The sequence below is a fragment of the Streptomyces sp. NPDC039480 genome (assembly GCF_055597165.1).
The window spans coordinates 655067-670085 of the sequence record NZ_JBVITX010000001.1; the positions used below are offsets into that span (position 1 = coordinate 655067).

The 15019-nt window shown below is 72.1% G+C and carries 12 protein-coding genes; 10 read left to right on the plus strand and 2 right to left on the minus strand.

Features of this window, described 5'->3' with window-relative positions; genetic code table 11:
• Positions 1–29: 29 nt before the first annotated feature.
• Together ACZ56E_RS02585 and hppD are read right to left on the minus strand one after the other, a co-directional pair.
• A complete protein-coding gene (locus ACZ56E_RS02585; RefSeq protein ID WP_471210126.1) occupies positions 30–1178 on the minus strand; it encodes an alpha-hydroxy acid oxidase in 1149 nt (382 codons plus the stop codon).
• The gene (hppD, locus tag ACZ56E_RS02590; protein WP_471210129.1) at positions 1159–2280 is read right to left on the minus strand and encodes a 4-hydroxyphenylpyruvate dioxygenase; all 1122 of its coding nucleotides are present in this window, start codon (positions 2278–2280) and stop codon (positions 1159–1161) included. The genes ACZ56E_RS02585 and hppD overlap by 20 nt, the downstream gene beginning before the upstream one ends.
• Positions 2281–2487: 207 nt before the next feature.
• Between hppD and ACZ56E_RS02595 the strand changes: the two genes are divergently transcribed.
• From ACZ56E_RS02595 to ACZ56E_RS02640, 10 genes are all read left to right on the plus strand, one after another.
• Positions 2488–3660 carry a prephenate dehydrogenase gene (locus ACZ56E_RS02595; protein WP_471210132.1) on the plus strand — a complete coding sequence of 391 codons (1173 nt, stop codon included), beginning with the start codon at positions 2488–2490 and terminating at the stop codon, positions 3658–3660.
• Positions 3661–3807: 147 nt separating this feature from the next.
• Complete coding sequence (locus tag ACZ56E_RS02600; protein WP_471210135.1) at positions 3808–6042, plus strand: aminotransferase class I/II-fold pyridoxal phosphate-dependent enzyme; 2235 nt, start codon at positions 3808–3810, stop codon at positions 6040–6042.
• A 117-nt stretch (positions 6043–6159) separates the two neighbouring features.
• Positions 6160–7278, plus strand: a complete 1119-nt coding sequence (dpgA, locus tag ACZ56E_RS02605; RefSeq protein WP_471210137.1) for a 3,5-dihydroxyphenylacetyl-CoA synthase DpgA — start codon at positions 6160–6162, stop codon at positions 7276–7278.
• Between the two features lie 14 nt (positions 7279–7292).
• Positions 7293–7952, plus strand: coding sequence for an enoyl-CoA-hydratase DpgB (dpgB, locus tag ACZ56E_RS02610; RefSeq protein ID WP_471210140.1), 660 nt, complete (start codon positions 7293–7295; stop codon positions 7950–7952).
• Positions 7949–9343, plus strand: a complete 1395-nt coding sequence (gene dpgC / locus ACZ56E_RS02615; protein WP_471210143.1) for a (3,5-dihydroxyphenyl)acetyl-CoA 1,2-dioxygenase DpgC — start codon at positions 7949–7951, stop codon at positions 9341–9343. Before dpgB ends, dpgC begins: the two co-directional genes overlap by 4 nt.
• A gap of 12 nt (positions 9344–9355) precedes the next feature.
• Positions 9356–10204, plus strand: a complete 849-nt coding sequence (locus ACZ56E_RS02620) for an alpha/beta fold hydrolase (RefSeq protein ID WP_471210146.1) — start codon at positions 9356–9358, stop codon at positions 10202–10204.
• Positions 10205–10260: 56 nt separating this feature from the next.
• Positions 10261–10485, plus strand: a complete 225-nt coding sequence (locus ACZ56E_RS02625; protein ID WP_471210149.1) for an MbtH family protein — start codon at positions 10261–10263, stop codon at positions 10483–10485.
• Between the two features lie 47 nt (positions 10486–10532).
• Positions 10533–12674, plus strand: coding sequence for an ABC transporter ATP-binding protein (locus tag ACZ56E_RS02630; RefSeq protein WP_471211504.1), 2142 nt, complete (start codon positions 10533–10535; stop codon positions 12672–12674).
• A 216-nt stretch (positions 12675–12890) separates the two neighbouring features.
• Positions 12891–13550, plus strand: a complete 660-nt coding sequence (locus ACZ56E_RS02635; protein WP_471210152.1) for a response regulator transcription factor — start codon at positions 12891–12893, stop codon at positions 13548–13550.
• A 25-nt stretch (positions 13551–13575) separates the two neighbouring features.
• Positions 13576–14889, plus strand: coding sequence for a sensor histidine kinase (locus ACZ56E_RS02640; protein WP_471210155.1), 1314 nt, complete (start codon positions 13576–13578; stop codon positions 14887–14889).
• Positions 14890–15019: the final 130 nt, after the last annotated feature.

A 15019-nucleotide genomic window follows, 5' to 3' on the forward strand; every position in this document is an offset into this window, starting at 1 on the left:
AAGAATTGGACAGCGCGCCCGCCACGTATTCACCACTCCCGGCGTACCGCCCGCAGTGCGCGCGCCGCAGCCACGTCCGCGCATCCCGCGAGCCCCAGAGCGTCCCGGAACTCGTCCGACAGGAGTTCGAGTACCCGCCGCACCCCGTCCTCACCGGCGACCGCCAGACCCCAGAGCGCCGGGCGCCCCACCAGGACGCCGGACGCGCCGAGAGCCAGCGCCCTGAGCACGTCCGTACCGCTGCGGATGCCGCTGTCCAGCAGGACCTCGCACCGGCCGGCCAGCGCCGCCACCACGTCCGGCAGCGCGTCGACGCTCGGCACGGCGCCGTCCAGCTGGCGGCCGCCGTGGTTCGAGACCACCACGGCGTCGACCCCGCACTCGGCGGCCCGCACCGCGTCCTCGGCCGCGAGGACACCCTTCAGCACCAGCGGCAGCCGGGTCTGCTCCCGCAGCGCCACCACCGACGACCACGTCAGCGCCGGCGAGAACGCCGCCCGGGTGTGCGCGGCCAGCGCGGAGGCGGCGCCGGAAGGCGGCCGGTGCGCCGCGGAGGGCCCTGCCGTCAGGTGGGCGGCGCGCACGTGGTCGGGCAGCGCGAACCGGTTGCGTACGTCGCGCGGCCTGCGCCCCATCCACGGCACGTCGACCGTGAGCACGATCGCCTCCGCGCCGGCGTCCTCGGCCCGCCGGACCAGGTCGAGGGAGCGCCCCGGCTCCCGCAGCCAGTACAGCTGGAACCAGACGGCACCGCCGACCGCGGTGAGCCGCTCCACCGGGACGCTGCTGAGGGTGCTCGCGGTGAACGGCACCCCCACCGCCTTCGCGGCACGGGCGGCGGCCAGCTCTCCCTCGGGGTGCAGCAGCCGCTGGTAGGCGACCGGCGCGACCGCGAGCGGCAGCCGGGCCGGGCGCCCGAGCAGGGTGGTCTCCGTCGTGCACCGCGACACGTCCCGCAGGACGCGCGGCACGACGAAGACCCGGTCGAGGGCGGCACGGTTGGCGTCGAGCGTCACCTCCGCGCCACTGCCCCCGGCCACGAAGTCCCGGACGGCGGCGGGCAGGACCGCCTCGGCGGCGCGTTCCGCGTCGGCGAGACAGTGGAGCCCGTCGGCCGGGCCCGTGTCCGGGGTCGTGGCCGACGTCGGGGGATCCGCCTCAGCGCTGGTCGAAGCCACGCTGCTTCGTCCGCTCCAGCTCCACCGCTTCGTAGAGCGCCTTGATGTTCGCGCTGCCGAAGGTCGCCGCTCCCTGGCGTTCGATGACCTCGAAGAACAGGGTCTTCCGCGGGTGGGTCGACGCCGTGAAGATCTGGAAGAGCCGGCCGTCGTGGTCCTCGTCGGCGAGCACGTGCGTCGCACGCAGGTCGGCCAGCCGCTTCTCGCCCAGCTCGACGCGTTGGCCGAGCAGGTCGTAGTACGACGACGGGGTGCGCAGGAACGTGACGCCGCGCTCGGACAGGGCCCGCACTGAACGCACCGCGTCCCGCGAGGAGAACGCCAGGTGCTGGACGCCCGCCCCCTGGTGCCCCTTCAGGAACTCGTCGATCTGGCCGGTGGCGGCCGAGGTGTCGGGCTCGATCAGGGTCAGCGTCACGGTCCCCGAACGGCTCTGCACGACCTTCGACTCCATGGCCTGCGTGCCCACGACGATGTGCTCCTCGAAGACGAACCGGAAGCCGAGGGCGTCGCGGTAGTAGGCGACCATCGCGTCGAGGTCACCCGCCGGCAGGCACACGGCGACGTGGTCGAGCTCCAACAGGCCCACCGCGTCGGACCGTTCGCCGCCCGGCGCCGCCACCGGGACATGGCCGACGGGCAGTCCGGGACCTTCCCCGGGTGCGCGCCGGACGAGTGTGTGGACCAGGTCCCCGAAGCCGCGGAGCGCCGCGGTGGTGCCGGGCCCGGCCTCGGTCCGCGGCGTCGGGTGCCGGTGGGCCAGGGCGCCGCGCGCGAGCGCCGCGTGGAAGGCCCCTTCCGGGTCGGCGGTGCGCAGCGCGATGTCCGCGACGCCGTCGCCGTGGGCCATCACGTACGCGGACGCGGGGTGCAGCTCGGACGTCGCCTGGGTCAGGACGAGCGTGATCTCCCCGTGGCGCACGGCGACGCCGCGGTGCTCCGCGGAGGTGCTGGTGCCGACTACGGTGAAGGCGTACCGGTCGGTCCAGTGGGCCACCGCCGCGTCCAGGTCCTCGACGTACATCTCCACGTAGTCGATGGAGAGATCCGCGAGCGGATCCGTTGATTCTGCTGATTCCGGTGATTCTGATAAATCCCTCATGAGTGTCTCCAGATCCGGAGAGAAATGAGCTCCTGGGACTGTACGAGCCCGGTCGCGAATCTGGCTACGGCCGATATGGACGCCGAACTCCGCCGTCCAGGACGGCGACTTCGCGGGGCCGCGCATAAAACAGGAGGTCCTTTATCCTTCAGCTTTCGGTTTATGGTCGATGGCCTTTTGGACGGGTGATGACTTGTGATGCGCACCATGGCCGTCATCGGTACGGGCCTGATCGGCACCTCCGTCGCGCTGGCCGTGAGCCGGCGGGGCGTGACGGTGTACCTGGCCGACCGTGACCCCGCGGCGGCCCGGACGGCCGCAGCGCTCGGCGCCGGACTCGCGAGGACACCCGCCGAACGGGTGGACCTGGCCGTGCTCGCCGTGCCGCCCAGCCAGGTGGGCGCCGTGCTCGGCGAGGCACAGGAACGCCGCCTCGCCGACAGCTACACCGACGTGGCGTCAGTGAAGGCCGAGCCGGAGCGCGCCGCGCTGAGCCACGCCCCCGACCCGGACCGGTACGTCGGCGGCCACCCCTTGGCGGGGCGGGAGCGCTCGGGTCCGCTCGCCGCCCGCGCCGACCTGTTCCGTGGCCGTACCTGGGTGCTGACGCCGTCCCCGCTGACCACGGACGACACCCTCGACCGGGCTCTGGAACTGGTCGCCCTGTGCGGTGCCGTCCCGGTCGTGATGGGCAGCAAGGAACACGACGCCGCCGTGGCCGTGACCTCCCACGTGCCCCACCTCATGGCCAGCCTGATGGCCGCACGGCTGCGAGAGGGCCCGGCCGACCTGCCCCGCCTCGCCGGGCAGGGACTGCGCGACGCCACCCGGATCGCGGGTGGCGACTCACGGCTCTGGGGCGACATCCTCCAGGCCAACGCCCCGGCGATCGCCGGCGTTCTCAAGGACCTGCACATGGATCTCTCCCGCCTCGTGCCGGCGCTGGACGCGCTCGCCGCGCCCGGCGGCGGGCAGGAGCGGGACCTCGGCATGCGGACGCTGGTGGACCTGCTCGACCGGGGCATCTCCGGCCTCGCGGAGATCCCGGACGCCCGGCCCGGCGCCTCGCCCGAGGACCCGCGCGTACGGGTCGCCGTCTCGGACCGCCCCGGCGAACTGGCGCGGCTCCTCGACGCCGTGGCGGACCTCGGCATCGCGGCGGACGACGCCCGGGTCGAGACGGCGAGCTCGAAGGCAGCGGGCGGCAGGGACACCATGCCCGGAGGTGACGCGGACGGCGGAGGGTTCGCCGTAGGCTTCACCGTCCCGCCGCGCACCGCGGACCGGCTCGTGGCCGTGCTCGGCGCCAGGGGATGGGATGTCGTCGTCGTACGGGACGTGACCGTCGCGGCGACCCGGCCGGGCCGTCGCCCCGCGTGACCGCCGCCCGGCGTGTTGAAGCGTGTCCACGCCTGTCCAAGTGTGCGAATCGGCCGGTTGGACGCGGTGGTGGACCGTCGGGAACCGTGTGACTCTGAGCGACGGATGACACTTTCCCGATAACTTCCGGACGCCTGGGGGAAATCCATGGCGGAACTGACGGCCGACGGCTCCGAACACTCCGCCGCCAACCGAGCGGCGTTCGACCGCAGGGGACTGCGCCAGGGCCCACCGGGCAACCCCGGGCCCCCCGACACCACCGTGAAGATCCTCGGCCGCGTCTGGGCGGCGCCCCTGGCCGTGGGGCCGCTCTCCGCCCCGGCCCGCCCCGGCGGCGAGCTCGCCGTGGTCCGCGCCGCGGGAACCGCCCAACTCCCCGCCGTGGTCGGCGCCTTCGCCGAACGCACCTTCAGCGAACTCTCCTCGGCCACCGACGTCCCGCCGTGGCTGCGCACCTACGCCTTCCGGGACCGCGACACCGGCCACCGGCTCGCCGCGCGCGCCGAGGACGCCGGATTCGGAGCGGTGCTCCTCGCGCTGGGCAGCCGCGACGACATCCGCCTCAGGAAGGTCGCCGCCCCCGCCAACCTCGCGCGGCACGCACCGTCGAGCGACGTCCGCACCCTGCTCGGCACCCACGCCGACTGGACCGACGTGGCCGAGCTGCGCGCTGCCACCGCGCTGCCGCTCCTCGTCGCGGGCGTGCGCACCGCATCCGACGCGCTTCGCGCCGTGGACAGCGGCGCCGACGGCATCGTGGTCGCCTCCCTCGACGCGCTTCCCGCGATCGCGGAGACCGTGGCGGGCCGCTGCCCGGTCCTCCTGAGCGGCGGGGTCCGGCGCGGCGCGGACATCCTCGTGTCGCTCGCGGCCGGTGCCGACGCGGTGTTCGCCGGGCGTCCCGTCCTCGACGGGCTGCGGGCCGACGGGCGCGCCGGGGTGGCGGAGGCGCTGAACGGCCTAGTCCGGGAGCTGAGCGACGCGATGACGTTCACCGGCACCGCCACCGTCGCGGACCTCGGCCCCGGCCTGGTCCGCACCGGGCCGCCCGCCGCGGACACGGCACCGCCCGCGGCCGCGCGGCCGCTGCGGAAGGCCGAGCTGCACGCCAGCGTCTCCGCCCCGGTCCTGGACACGATGACCTTCCTCAACGAGATCACCTCCCGCTACCCGGAGGCGATCTCCTTCGCACCGGGGCGCCCCCACGACGGCTTCTTCGACACCGAACAGATCTTCACCCACCTCCGCCGGTACCTGGACCACCTCGAGGAGCAGGGGTTCTCGCCGCAGCAGGTGCGCACCGCGATGTACCAGTACGGGCCCACCGCGGGACAGATCCGCGAGATCATCGCCGACTCGCTGCGCGCCGACGAGAACATCGACGTCCCGGCCGAGTCGATCGTGGTGACCGTCGGCGCGCAGGAGGCCATGCTCCTCGTCCTGCGCGCCCTGATCACCGGCCCGGACGACGTGCTCCTGGTCTCCAGCCCCTGTTACGTGGGCATCACCGGAGCGGCCCGCCTCCTGGACATCGCCGTGACCCCCGTCGAGGAACACGAGGACGGCGTCTCCTGCGCCGACCTGGAAGCGGCGATCAGGAACGAGCGGGCCCGCGGGCGCCGCCCCCGCGCCTTCTACGTCGTCCCCGACCACTCCAACCCGTCGGGGACCACGATGAGTCCGCGGACGCGGGCCGAACTCCTCGACCTCGCCGCCCGGCACGGCATCCTCATCCTGGAGGACAGCCCCTACCGCCTGGTCAGCCCCGGCCCGCCGCTGCCGACGCTGAAGTCCCAGGACCGCGCGCACACGGTCGTCCACCTGGGCTCCTTCTCCAAGACCGTGTTCCCCGGCGCCCGCGTCGGCTTCGTCGTCGCCGACCAGCCCGTCGTCGACGACTCCGGGCACACCGGCCTGCTCGCGGACGAACTCTCCAAGATCAAGAGCATGGTGACGGTCAACACCTCTTCGCTCAGCCAGGCCGCCGTGGCGGGCACGCTCCTCGCGGCGGGCGGCCGGGTCTCGGAGCTGAACGCGGCGGCGGCCACGTATTACGGCGACGCGATGCGGGCCACGCTCAGGGAGCTCGACACCCACCTGCCCGCGGACCGGCGGGAGGCCCTGGGCGTGCGGTGGAACGAGCCCACCGGCGGGTTCTTCCTCACCCTGCGGGTGCCCTTCCGCGCGGACAACGCCGCGCTGATCCGCTCGGCACAGGACTTCGGCGTCATCTGGACGCCGATGACGTACTTCCATCCCGGCGGCGGAGGCCTTGACGGCATCCGCCTGTCGACCAGCTATCTGACGCCCGCCCAGATCCGGGAGGGCACGGCGAGGCTCGTGCGGTTCATCGAATCGGAGAGCGCGCGAGCCACGACCTGAGCGCGAGCCATGACCTGAGCGCGAGCCACGACCTGACAAGGAGGGCAGGACAGTGACCGGCACCGAGACCATGCGGCACCTGCGCAGCAAGCCACGTATGTGGGGGTGGACCTTCCGATGACCATGACCACGGGGACAGCAGCATCGACGACCACGGACCTCGCTCACCCCCGCATCGTCGGCGTGGGCACGGCCGTGACCGCCGCGTCCTACTCGCAGCTGGAGGTGCTCGACGCCTTCGGGATCACCGACCCCAAAGTGCGCTCGGTGTTCCTCAACAGCGCGATCGAACGGCGCAACCTCGCCCTCCCTCCGGAGGACACCCACGGTGTCCGCGCCCCCGAGTCCCAGGGCGACCTCCTCGACAAACACAAGGCACTCGCCCTGGAGATGGGCGGCGAGGCCCTGCGCGCCTGCCTGAAGAAGGCCGGCGCCGACCTCGCGGACCTGCGCCACCTGTGCTGCGTGACCTCCACGGGGCTGCTCACGCCCGGCCTCAGCGCCCTCCTCATACGTGAGTTGGGCATCGACCGCCATTGCAGCAGGACCGACATCGTCGGCATGGGCTGCAACGCGGGGCTCAACGCCCTGGGCGTGGTGGCCGGCTGGTCGGCGGCCCACCCCGGAGAACTCGCCGTCGTGCTCTGCGTGGAGGCGTGCTCGGCCGCGTACACCGTGGACTCGACGATGCGGACGGCGGTCGTGAACAGCCTGTTCGGCGACGGCGCGGCGGCCGTCGCCCTGCTCACGGGGCCGGGCACCGGCACAGTCATGGACCCGGACGTGGACGCCGAGGCGCCGGCCGTCCTGAAGTTCGCGAGCTGCGTCATCCCCGAAGCGGTCGATGCCATGCGCTACGACTGGGACCGCGTCCAGGGCCGGTTCAGCTTCTTCCTCGACCCGCAGATCCCCTACGTGGTGGGCGCGCACGCCGAACTGGTCGTCGACCGGCTCCTGGCGGGCACCGGGCTGCGCAGGAGCGACATCCGGCACTGGCTGGTGCACTCCGGCGGCAAGAAGGTCATCGACGCGGTCGTCGTCAACCTCGGACTGACCCGCCACGACGTCCGCCACACCGTCGGTGTGCTGCGCGACCACGGGAACGTGTCCAGCGGCTCGTTCCTGTTCTCGTACGAACGCCTCCTCGACGAGGAGGTCACCCGGCCCGGCGAGTACGGAGTGCTCATGACCATGGGACCGGGCTCCACGATCGAGACGGCGCTGATCCGATGGTGAGGACGGAACGGACCATGTACGCACTGGAGTTGGACGGATCCGAACCCCTGTCGGCCACGGCGGTCAAGGACGTCGGCGCCCTCTGCGACCGGACCGAGGACGGGGCGGGCCGCCCTGTCGTCGCCCTGCACGTCACCGGGGCGCCGCGGGACGGCTGGGCCGACGGGCTCGACGTCATGCTGGTCACCAAGTGGGAGCGCGCGCTGCGCCGCCTGGAGCGGCTGCCCGCGGCCACGGTCGCGGTGGCGCGCGGCGACTGCGGAGGGACCGCGCTCGAAGCGTTCCTGGCCGCCGACGTCCGCGTGGCCTTCCCGGACACGCGGCTGCTCCTCCCGCGCGACACCGCGGCCACCTGGCCCGGGATGGCCGGCTACCGCCTGGTCCGGCTCGCCGGGGTCGCCAGGATCCGCAAGGCCGTCCTGTTCGGCCGGACGATCGAAGCCGCCGAGGCACTGGCGCTTGGCATCGTCGACGAGCTGACGGACGACCCGGCGGCCGCGCTCGCGGACGTCGCCGAGCTGGTCGGCGGGCTGTCCGGCAAGGAGGTCGCGATCCGCCGGCAGTTGATGTTCGACGCGGCGACCACCGGCTTCGAGGACGCACTCGGCGCCCACCTCGCGGCCTGCGACCGCGCCTTGCGGCAGGGGGCCGGCGCGGCGGAGGAGGCCTCGTGACGACCACGCTCCCGAACCAACCGCCCCTGCCCGGCCGACCGGGGCAGCCGTCAGCACAGGCGCAGTCGGCGCCACCGTCCCCGCCCGGCTCCGCCGACGTGCGGGACGCCTGGGTGAAGCTCGTCGCGGGGGCCGGCGTCATGGCCCGCGTCGACGAACTGGTGGCCGGTCTGCCGGAGCCCCCCGCCCGTACCGCCGAGCAGCGCGCCGACGTCGCCGCGGCCAAGGACGCGGCGCGCGCACTGCGGGTCGCCTTTCTCGACACGTACGCGGACGCCGTCTACGACCGGTTGACCGCGGACCGCACCGAGTCCCCGCGCATCGAGGAACTCCTCGCCGCCGCGGCCGTCGTCTTCCCGGGCCTGGTGCCCGGCGAAGCCCGCCTCGCGGCCGAGCGGAGCAGGACGCAGGCCGCCAAGGAGGGGGATGAGATCGACCAGGGCATCTTCCTGCGGGCCGTGCTCCGCTCCCCGTCCGCGGGCCCGCACCTGCTCGACGCCATGCTGCGGCCGACTCCCCGCGCGCTGGGGCTCATCGAGGAGTTCACCCGTACCGGCGTGGTGGAGATGGAGTCGGTGCGCGTCGAACGGCGTGCCGACGGTGTGGCGCGGCTGACCATGTGCAGGGACGACTGCCTGAACGCCGAGGACGTCCGCCAGGTCGACGACATGGAGACCGCCGTCGACCTCGCCCTGCTCGACCCGGCGGTCCGGGTCGGGCTGCTGCGCGGCGGGGAGATGACGCACCCCCGTTACCGTGGCCGGCGCGTGTTCAGCGCGGGCATCAACCTCAAGAGCCTGAGCGCCGGCGACATCCCGCTCGTCGGGTTCCTGCTGCGCCGCGAACTCGGCTATCTGCAGAAGATCGTGCGCGGTGTGCGCGCCGACCACCCCGGCCAGTGGCACTCGCCCCTCGTGGAGAAGCCGTGGGTCGCGGCCGTCGACGGCTTCGCCATCGGGGGCGGCGCCCAGCTCCTGCTGGTCTGCGACCACGTGCTCGCCGCGTCGGACGCGTACCTCAGCCTGCCCGCCGCGAAGGAGGGGATCATCCCCGGCGTCGCCAACTTCCGCTTCAGCCGGTACGTGGGGCCGCGCCTGTCCCGGCAGGTGATCCTGGAGGGCCGCAGGATCAGGGCCGCCGAGCCCGACGCGCGGCTGCTCGTCGACGAGGTCGTGGAGCCGGAGGACATGGACGCCGCCGTCGAGGCGAGCCTGGCCCGGCTCGACGGCGCCGCGGTGCTCGCCAACCGGCGGATGCTCAACCTCGCCGAGGAACCGCCGGACGCCTTCCGCGCGTACATGGCGGAGTTCGCCCTCCAACAGGCCCTCCGCATCTACGGCCAGGACGTCATCGACAAGGTCGGCCGCTTCGGTGCGACACCGCACGGCTGAGGGGACACCGCGATGCCGATCGCCCGCATCAACGGGACCAGCCTCGGTTACGACGAGTACGGCACCGGAGAGCCGGTCGTCATGGTCACCGGCACCGGTGCCCCCGGCCGCATGTGGCGGACCCACCAGGTGCCCGCCCTCACCGGCGCGGGCTACCGGGTGATCACGCTCGACAACCGGGGGATCCCGCCGAGCGACCCGTGCCCCGACGGGTTCACCCTCGTCGACATGGTCGCGGACGTCGCCGGACTCATCGAGCACGTGAGCGCGGGCGACGGCGCGTGCCGGGTCGTCGGCTACTCACTGGGCGCGATCGTGGTCCAGGAACTGCTGCTGGCCCGGCCCGACCTCGTGAGCCGGGCCGTCCTGATGGCGACCAGCGGACGCACCGACGCCCTCACCGCCGCGATGACGGCCGCCGACGTGGAGCTCGCCGACGGCGGAGGCAAACTCCCGCCCCGCTTCGCGGCCTACGTACAGGCCTTGCAGAACCTCTCGCCGCGCACGCTCAACGACGAGGAACGCCTGCGGGACTGGCTCGCGGTCTTCGAGATGTCGGCCGTGGACACCACGGCGGCGGGCGCCCGTGGCCAGCTCGGACTCCAGCTCATCCCGGACCGGCTGACCGCCTACCGCCGTATCGACAGGCCGTGCCTGGTCATCGGGTTCCAGGACGACCTCGTCATCCGCCCGCACCTGTCCCGCGAGGTCGCGCGGAGCATTCCCGGCGGCTCCTACACGGAGATCCCGGGCTGCGGCCACTACGGATATCTGGAGCGGCCCGCGGCGGTGAATTCGGCGATCACCGAATTCTTCGCAGGCCGCCTGGACAACCTTGTAGGCCCCGAATCACCCCGCTAGCGTGAAACACGTCCTGCCGACGGAAATTGAGCCGACGGAAATTGATCGGAGTGGTTATGCCGAACCCGTTCGACGACGAAAACGGCACCTTCCTCGTTCTCATGAACGACGAGAACCAGCATTCGCTCTGGCCCGCCTTCGCCGAGGTGCCGGCCGGCTGGAAGGCCGTCTTCGGAGAAGACACCCGCAAGGCCTGCCTGGACTACATCGAGGAGAACTGGACGGACATGCGTCCCAAGAGTCTCATCGACGAGATGGAGAAGTTCGAAGCCGCCGGCTAGGCGCTCCCCGACCGAAACGACAACGGAAACAGGAGGTTTTCGTGGCCATGATCGGCGGCCCGGGGCCGGTACTGATGCGGGGGATGGGTCCTGACGAGTCGGTGACCAAGCAGAAGATAAAGCCTGGCACGGCCAAGCGAATCCTCCCCTATACGAAACCGTATCGCTTCAACATAGGCGTTCTCCTGGTCGTCACCGTGCTCAACGCGGGCAACGTGGTGGCCACGCCCCTTCTCTTCAAGTACCTCATCGACGACGGCATCGTCGAGGGCGACACCTCGGTGGTCGTGTGGATCTCCGTGATCGTCGCCGTCCTCGCCCTGCTGAGCACCGGCTTCGGCTTCGCGGAGGCCTGGTACTCGGGCCGGGTCAGCGAGGGGCTCATCTACGACCTGCGCACCAAGATCTTCGACCATGTGCAGCGCCAGCCGCTGGCGTTCTTCACCCGCGCCCAGACCGGGTCCCTCGTCAGCCGCCTCAACACCGACGTCGTCGGTGCCCAACAGGCGGTCACGGCACTGCTGTCCACGGTGGTGTCCGCCGGGCTGACCCTGCTCCTCGTCCTCGGCGCGATGTTCTACCTCTCCTGGGTGGTCACCCTCGTCTCCCTCGTGGTGATCCCGCTCTTCATCCTGCCGGGCCGGGTCGTCGGCCGCAGGCTGCAGCGGATCATGCGGGAGCACATGCAGGTCAACGCCGAGGTCGGCTCGTTCATGAACGAGCGCTTCAACGTGACCGGCGCCCTGCTGAGCAAGCTGTACGGCCGCCCCGCGACCGAGACGGGCATGTTCTCCCGGCTGGCCCGCAAGGGACGCGACCTGGGCGTCCTGACCTCCGTCTACGGCAAGATGCTCTTCCTGACGATGACGCTCGTCGGCGCCATCGCCACCGCCCTCGTCTACGGCATCGGCGGCGCCCTCGTCATCGAGGGCACGTTCCAGATCGGCACACTGGTGGCCCTCGCCACGCTGCTCACCCGGCTGATGGGCCCCATCAACCAGCTGTCGAGCGCGCAGACGAGCGTACTGACCGCCCTCGTCAGCTTCGACCGGCTCTTCGAGATCCTCGACCTCAAGCCGCTGATCTCCGAGAAGCCCGACGCGGTGCCGCTGCCGGCCGCCGCGGCCACGGCCGCCGCCGACGGGAGCTCCCGGGCACCCGAGGTCACGTTCGAGAACGTGTCGTTCCGCTACCCGAAGGCCGCGGACGTCTCCCTCGCCTCGCTGGAGTCCATCGCGCTGCCCTCGCAGGAGCGCGCCCAGAACACCTGGACCCTGCGCGACCTGAACTTCACCGTGCCCGCGGGCAAACTCACCGCCCTGGTCGGCCCGTCGGGCGCGGGCAAGACCACCATCACCCACCTGGTGCCGCGGCTCTACGACCCCGTCGAGGGCGTCATCCGCATCGGCGGCCACGACATCCGCGACGTGACGCTGAAGTCGCTGAACGACACCGTCGGCATGGTCACGCAGGACGCGCACCTCTTCCACGCGACGATCCGCGACAACCTCACCTACGCGCGGCCCGACGCCACCGAGCAGGAACTGATCGACGCGTGCAAGGCCGCGCAGATCTGGGACCTGATCGAGTCGCTGCCCGACGGCTTCGACACCGTGGTCGGCGACCGCGGCTACCGCTTCTCCGGCGGTGAGAAACAGCGCGTGGCCATGGCGCGGCTGCTGCTCAAGGCCCCGCCTATCGTCGTACTCGACGAGGCCACCGCCCACCTCGACTCGGAGTCCGAGGCGGCACTGCAACGGGCCCTGAAGACGGCGCTGAAGGGCCGCACCTCCCTGGTGATCGCGCACCGCCTGTCCACCATCAGGGACGCCGACCAGATCCTCGTCATCGACAAGGGCCGCGTCCAGGAACGCGGCACACACGAGGAACTGATGCGACTGGACGGGATGTACGCGGAGTTGTACCGCACGCAGTTCTCCCGCCAGCCCTCGAAGAACGGCGACGGTCCCGTGCCCGAGCCGGTCGGCGGCCCGCACGGCCCCGGCCCGGTCCTGACCGGCGGACCCGGCGGCCCCGGTGGACCGATGCCGGGCGGCCCGCACGGAGCCTTCCCCGGCGGCCCGGGAGTCTTCCTGGCCGGCCCCGGTGGCCCGGGCGGACCCGGTGGACCCGGCGGGCCGGGTGGACCAGGCGGCCCCGGAGGCCCACCGCCTCCCGGCCACGGATGAACCCCGGGCCGCGCATGACCCCGGGCCACGGATGAGATGAGCCCTGCCCCTCCCACGGCATCCGCGATGCGGCACCCCGCATCGCGGATGCCGTTCCGTCACACCGGCCCGCACGCGGCGCCCCGCCGGTACGCTGAACCGTGGCGGCGGGCTGTGACCAGTGTGTGACCCCCGCTCGGAGATCCTGTCAGCCATGATCCATCGGGGGGTGGGGCTGTGAGGGTGCTGGTGGTAGAGGACCAGGCCGAACTCGCGGATTCCGTGGCCAGAGTGCTGCGCCGCGAAGGAATGGCGGTCGACGTCGTCTACGACGGAGAGGGCGCGCTGGAGCGCACCTCCGTCGTCGACTACGACGTGGTCGTACTCGACCGCGACCTGCCCACCGTGCACGGCGACGAGGTGTGCGGCGCCCTGATGGCGGAACCCGCCCGCACCAGAGTCCTCATGCTCACGGCGTCCGGGACGATCGCGGACCGGGTGGAAGGACTCAGCCTCGGCGCCGACGACTACCTCCCCAAGCCCTTCGCGTACGCCGAACTGGTCGCCCGCATCCGGGCGGTGGCCCGCCGCGCCCAGCCGGCCGTACCACCGGTCCTCGTCCACGGCGATCTGCGGCTCGACCCGGCCCAGCGGATCGCGACCCGCGCCGGGCAGCGGCTCTCGCTCACCCCCAAGGAGTTCGCGGTCCTCGAATACCTGATGGCGGCCCACGGCCGCGTCGTGTCCGCAGAGGAACTCCTCGAACGGGTGTGGGACGAGGCGACCGACCCGTTCACCACGACGGTCAAGGCGACCATCAACAGGCTGCGGCCGAAGCTCGGTTCACCACCGGTGATCGAGACCGTGCCCCGCGGCGGGTACCGGATCCGACGATGACCTGACGATGCGGAGCGAGATGCCGATGCGTCTGCGAAGTGCGGCCCGCGCGGCCCTGTCCCGAGCCGGACTCGTCTCGCGCCTCATGCCCCGACGGGTCCGCATGCGGCTCACCCTGCTGTACGGCCTGCTGTTCGTCGTGTCCGGCGCCGTCCTGCTCACGATCACCTACCTCCTGGTCAACCGCCCCGACAACACCGTGCTCGTCAGCCGCCGCGGCGGCTCCGGCTCACCCGGCGACGCCGGCGTCCACATGTACCGCCGCGACCAGGTGCCGGGAGCCGTCGACAGCTTCGCCCACGCACAGCAGCAACAGGCGATGCGCCAGCACGCCGCCGAGATGCAGCACCTGCTGACCCAGTCCGGCATCGCGCTGGCGTTCATGGCGGTGCTCGCCATAGGCCTCGGCTGGCTGGTCGCGGGGCGCGTACTGCGGCCGCTGCGCACCATCACCACCACCGTCCAGCGCATCTCCGCGCACAACGTGCACGAGCGCCTCGCCGTCGACGGGCCCGGCGACGAGCTGAAGGACCTGGCCGACACCGTCGACGGCCTCCTCGGCCGGCTGGAGGCCGCGCTGGACTCCCACAAACGCTTCGTCGCCAACGCCGCGCACGAACTGCGCACCCCCCTGACCGTCGAACACGCCCTGCTGGAGGAGTCCCTGATCGACCGCGAGGCGACCGTCGACTCCTTCCGCGCCAACTTCGAGCGGCTGCTGACCCTCAGCGAACAGCAGGCCCGCCTCCTGGAGTCGCTGCTGACCCTGTCGAGCAGCGAGCGCGGCCTCGACCGCAGGGACCCGCTGGACCTCGCGGAGCTCACCGGTGACGTCGTCCTCGCGTCCCGGCCGGAGGCCGACCGGCGCGGGCTGCGCGTGGAGCCGCACATCGAACCGGCCTTCATCTGGGGCGACGACGCGCTCGTCGAGCGACTCGTCGCCAACCTCCTGGACAACGCCATGGGTTACAACACGCCCGACGGCTGGGTGGCAGTCGTGACCGGCGTCAGGAACGGGCGCGCCTTCGTCCGCGTCTCCAACACCGGCCCGCAGATCCCGCCCGCCGGAGTGAGCCGCCTCTTCGAGCCGTTCCAGCGCCTCGGCCGGACGGCCGACAACGGACACCACGGCCTCGGCCTCTCCATCGTCCGCTCCATCGCGGCGGCCCACGAAGCAACCCTGAACGCGCACGCGCGGCCCCAGGGCGGCCTCGTCGTCGAGGTGGACTTCCCCCTGCGGACACCGGCACCGCCGCTCCCGCACCAGGCACCGGCGGAACAGCCAGGAATTCCCACCGCAGACGGTCGCGCCCCTTCCCCTCTGGGCCATAGCATTTAATTATCCGTACGAGACCACGCGCCTTTTGCTTTGCGTGCCCGTCCGGCATGCCTGAGCGCGTATCCAAATCCCTGTCCAAGTGCGGAAAGTGCGCGGTTGGACGGCTCGTACGGCCTTGCCGGACACACTC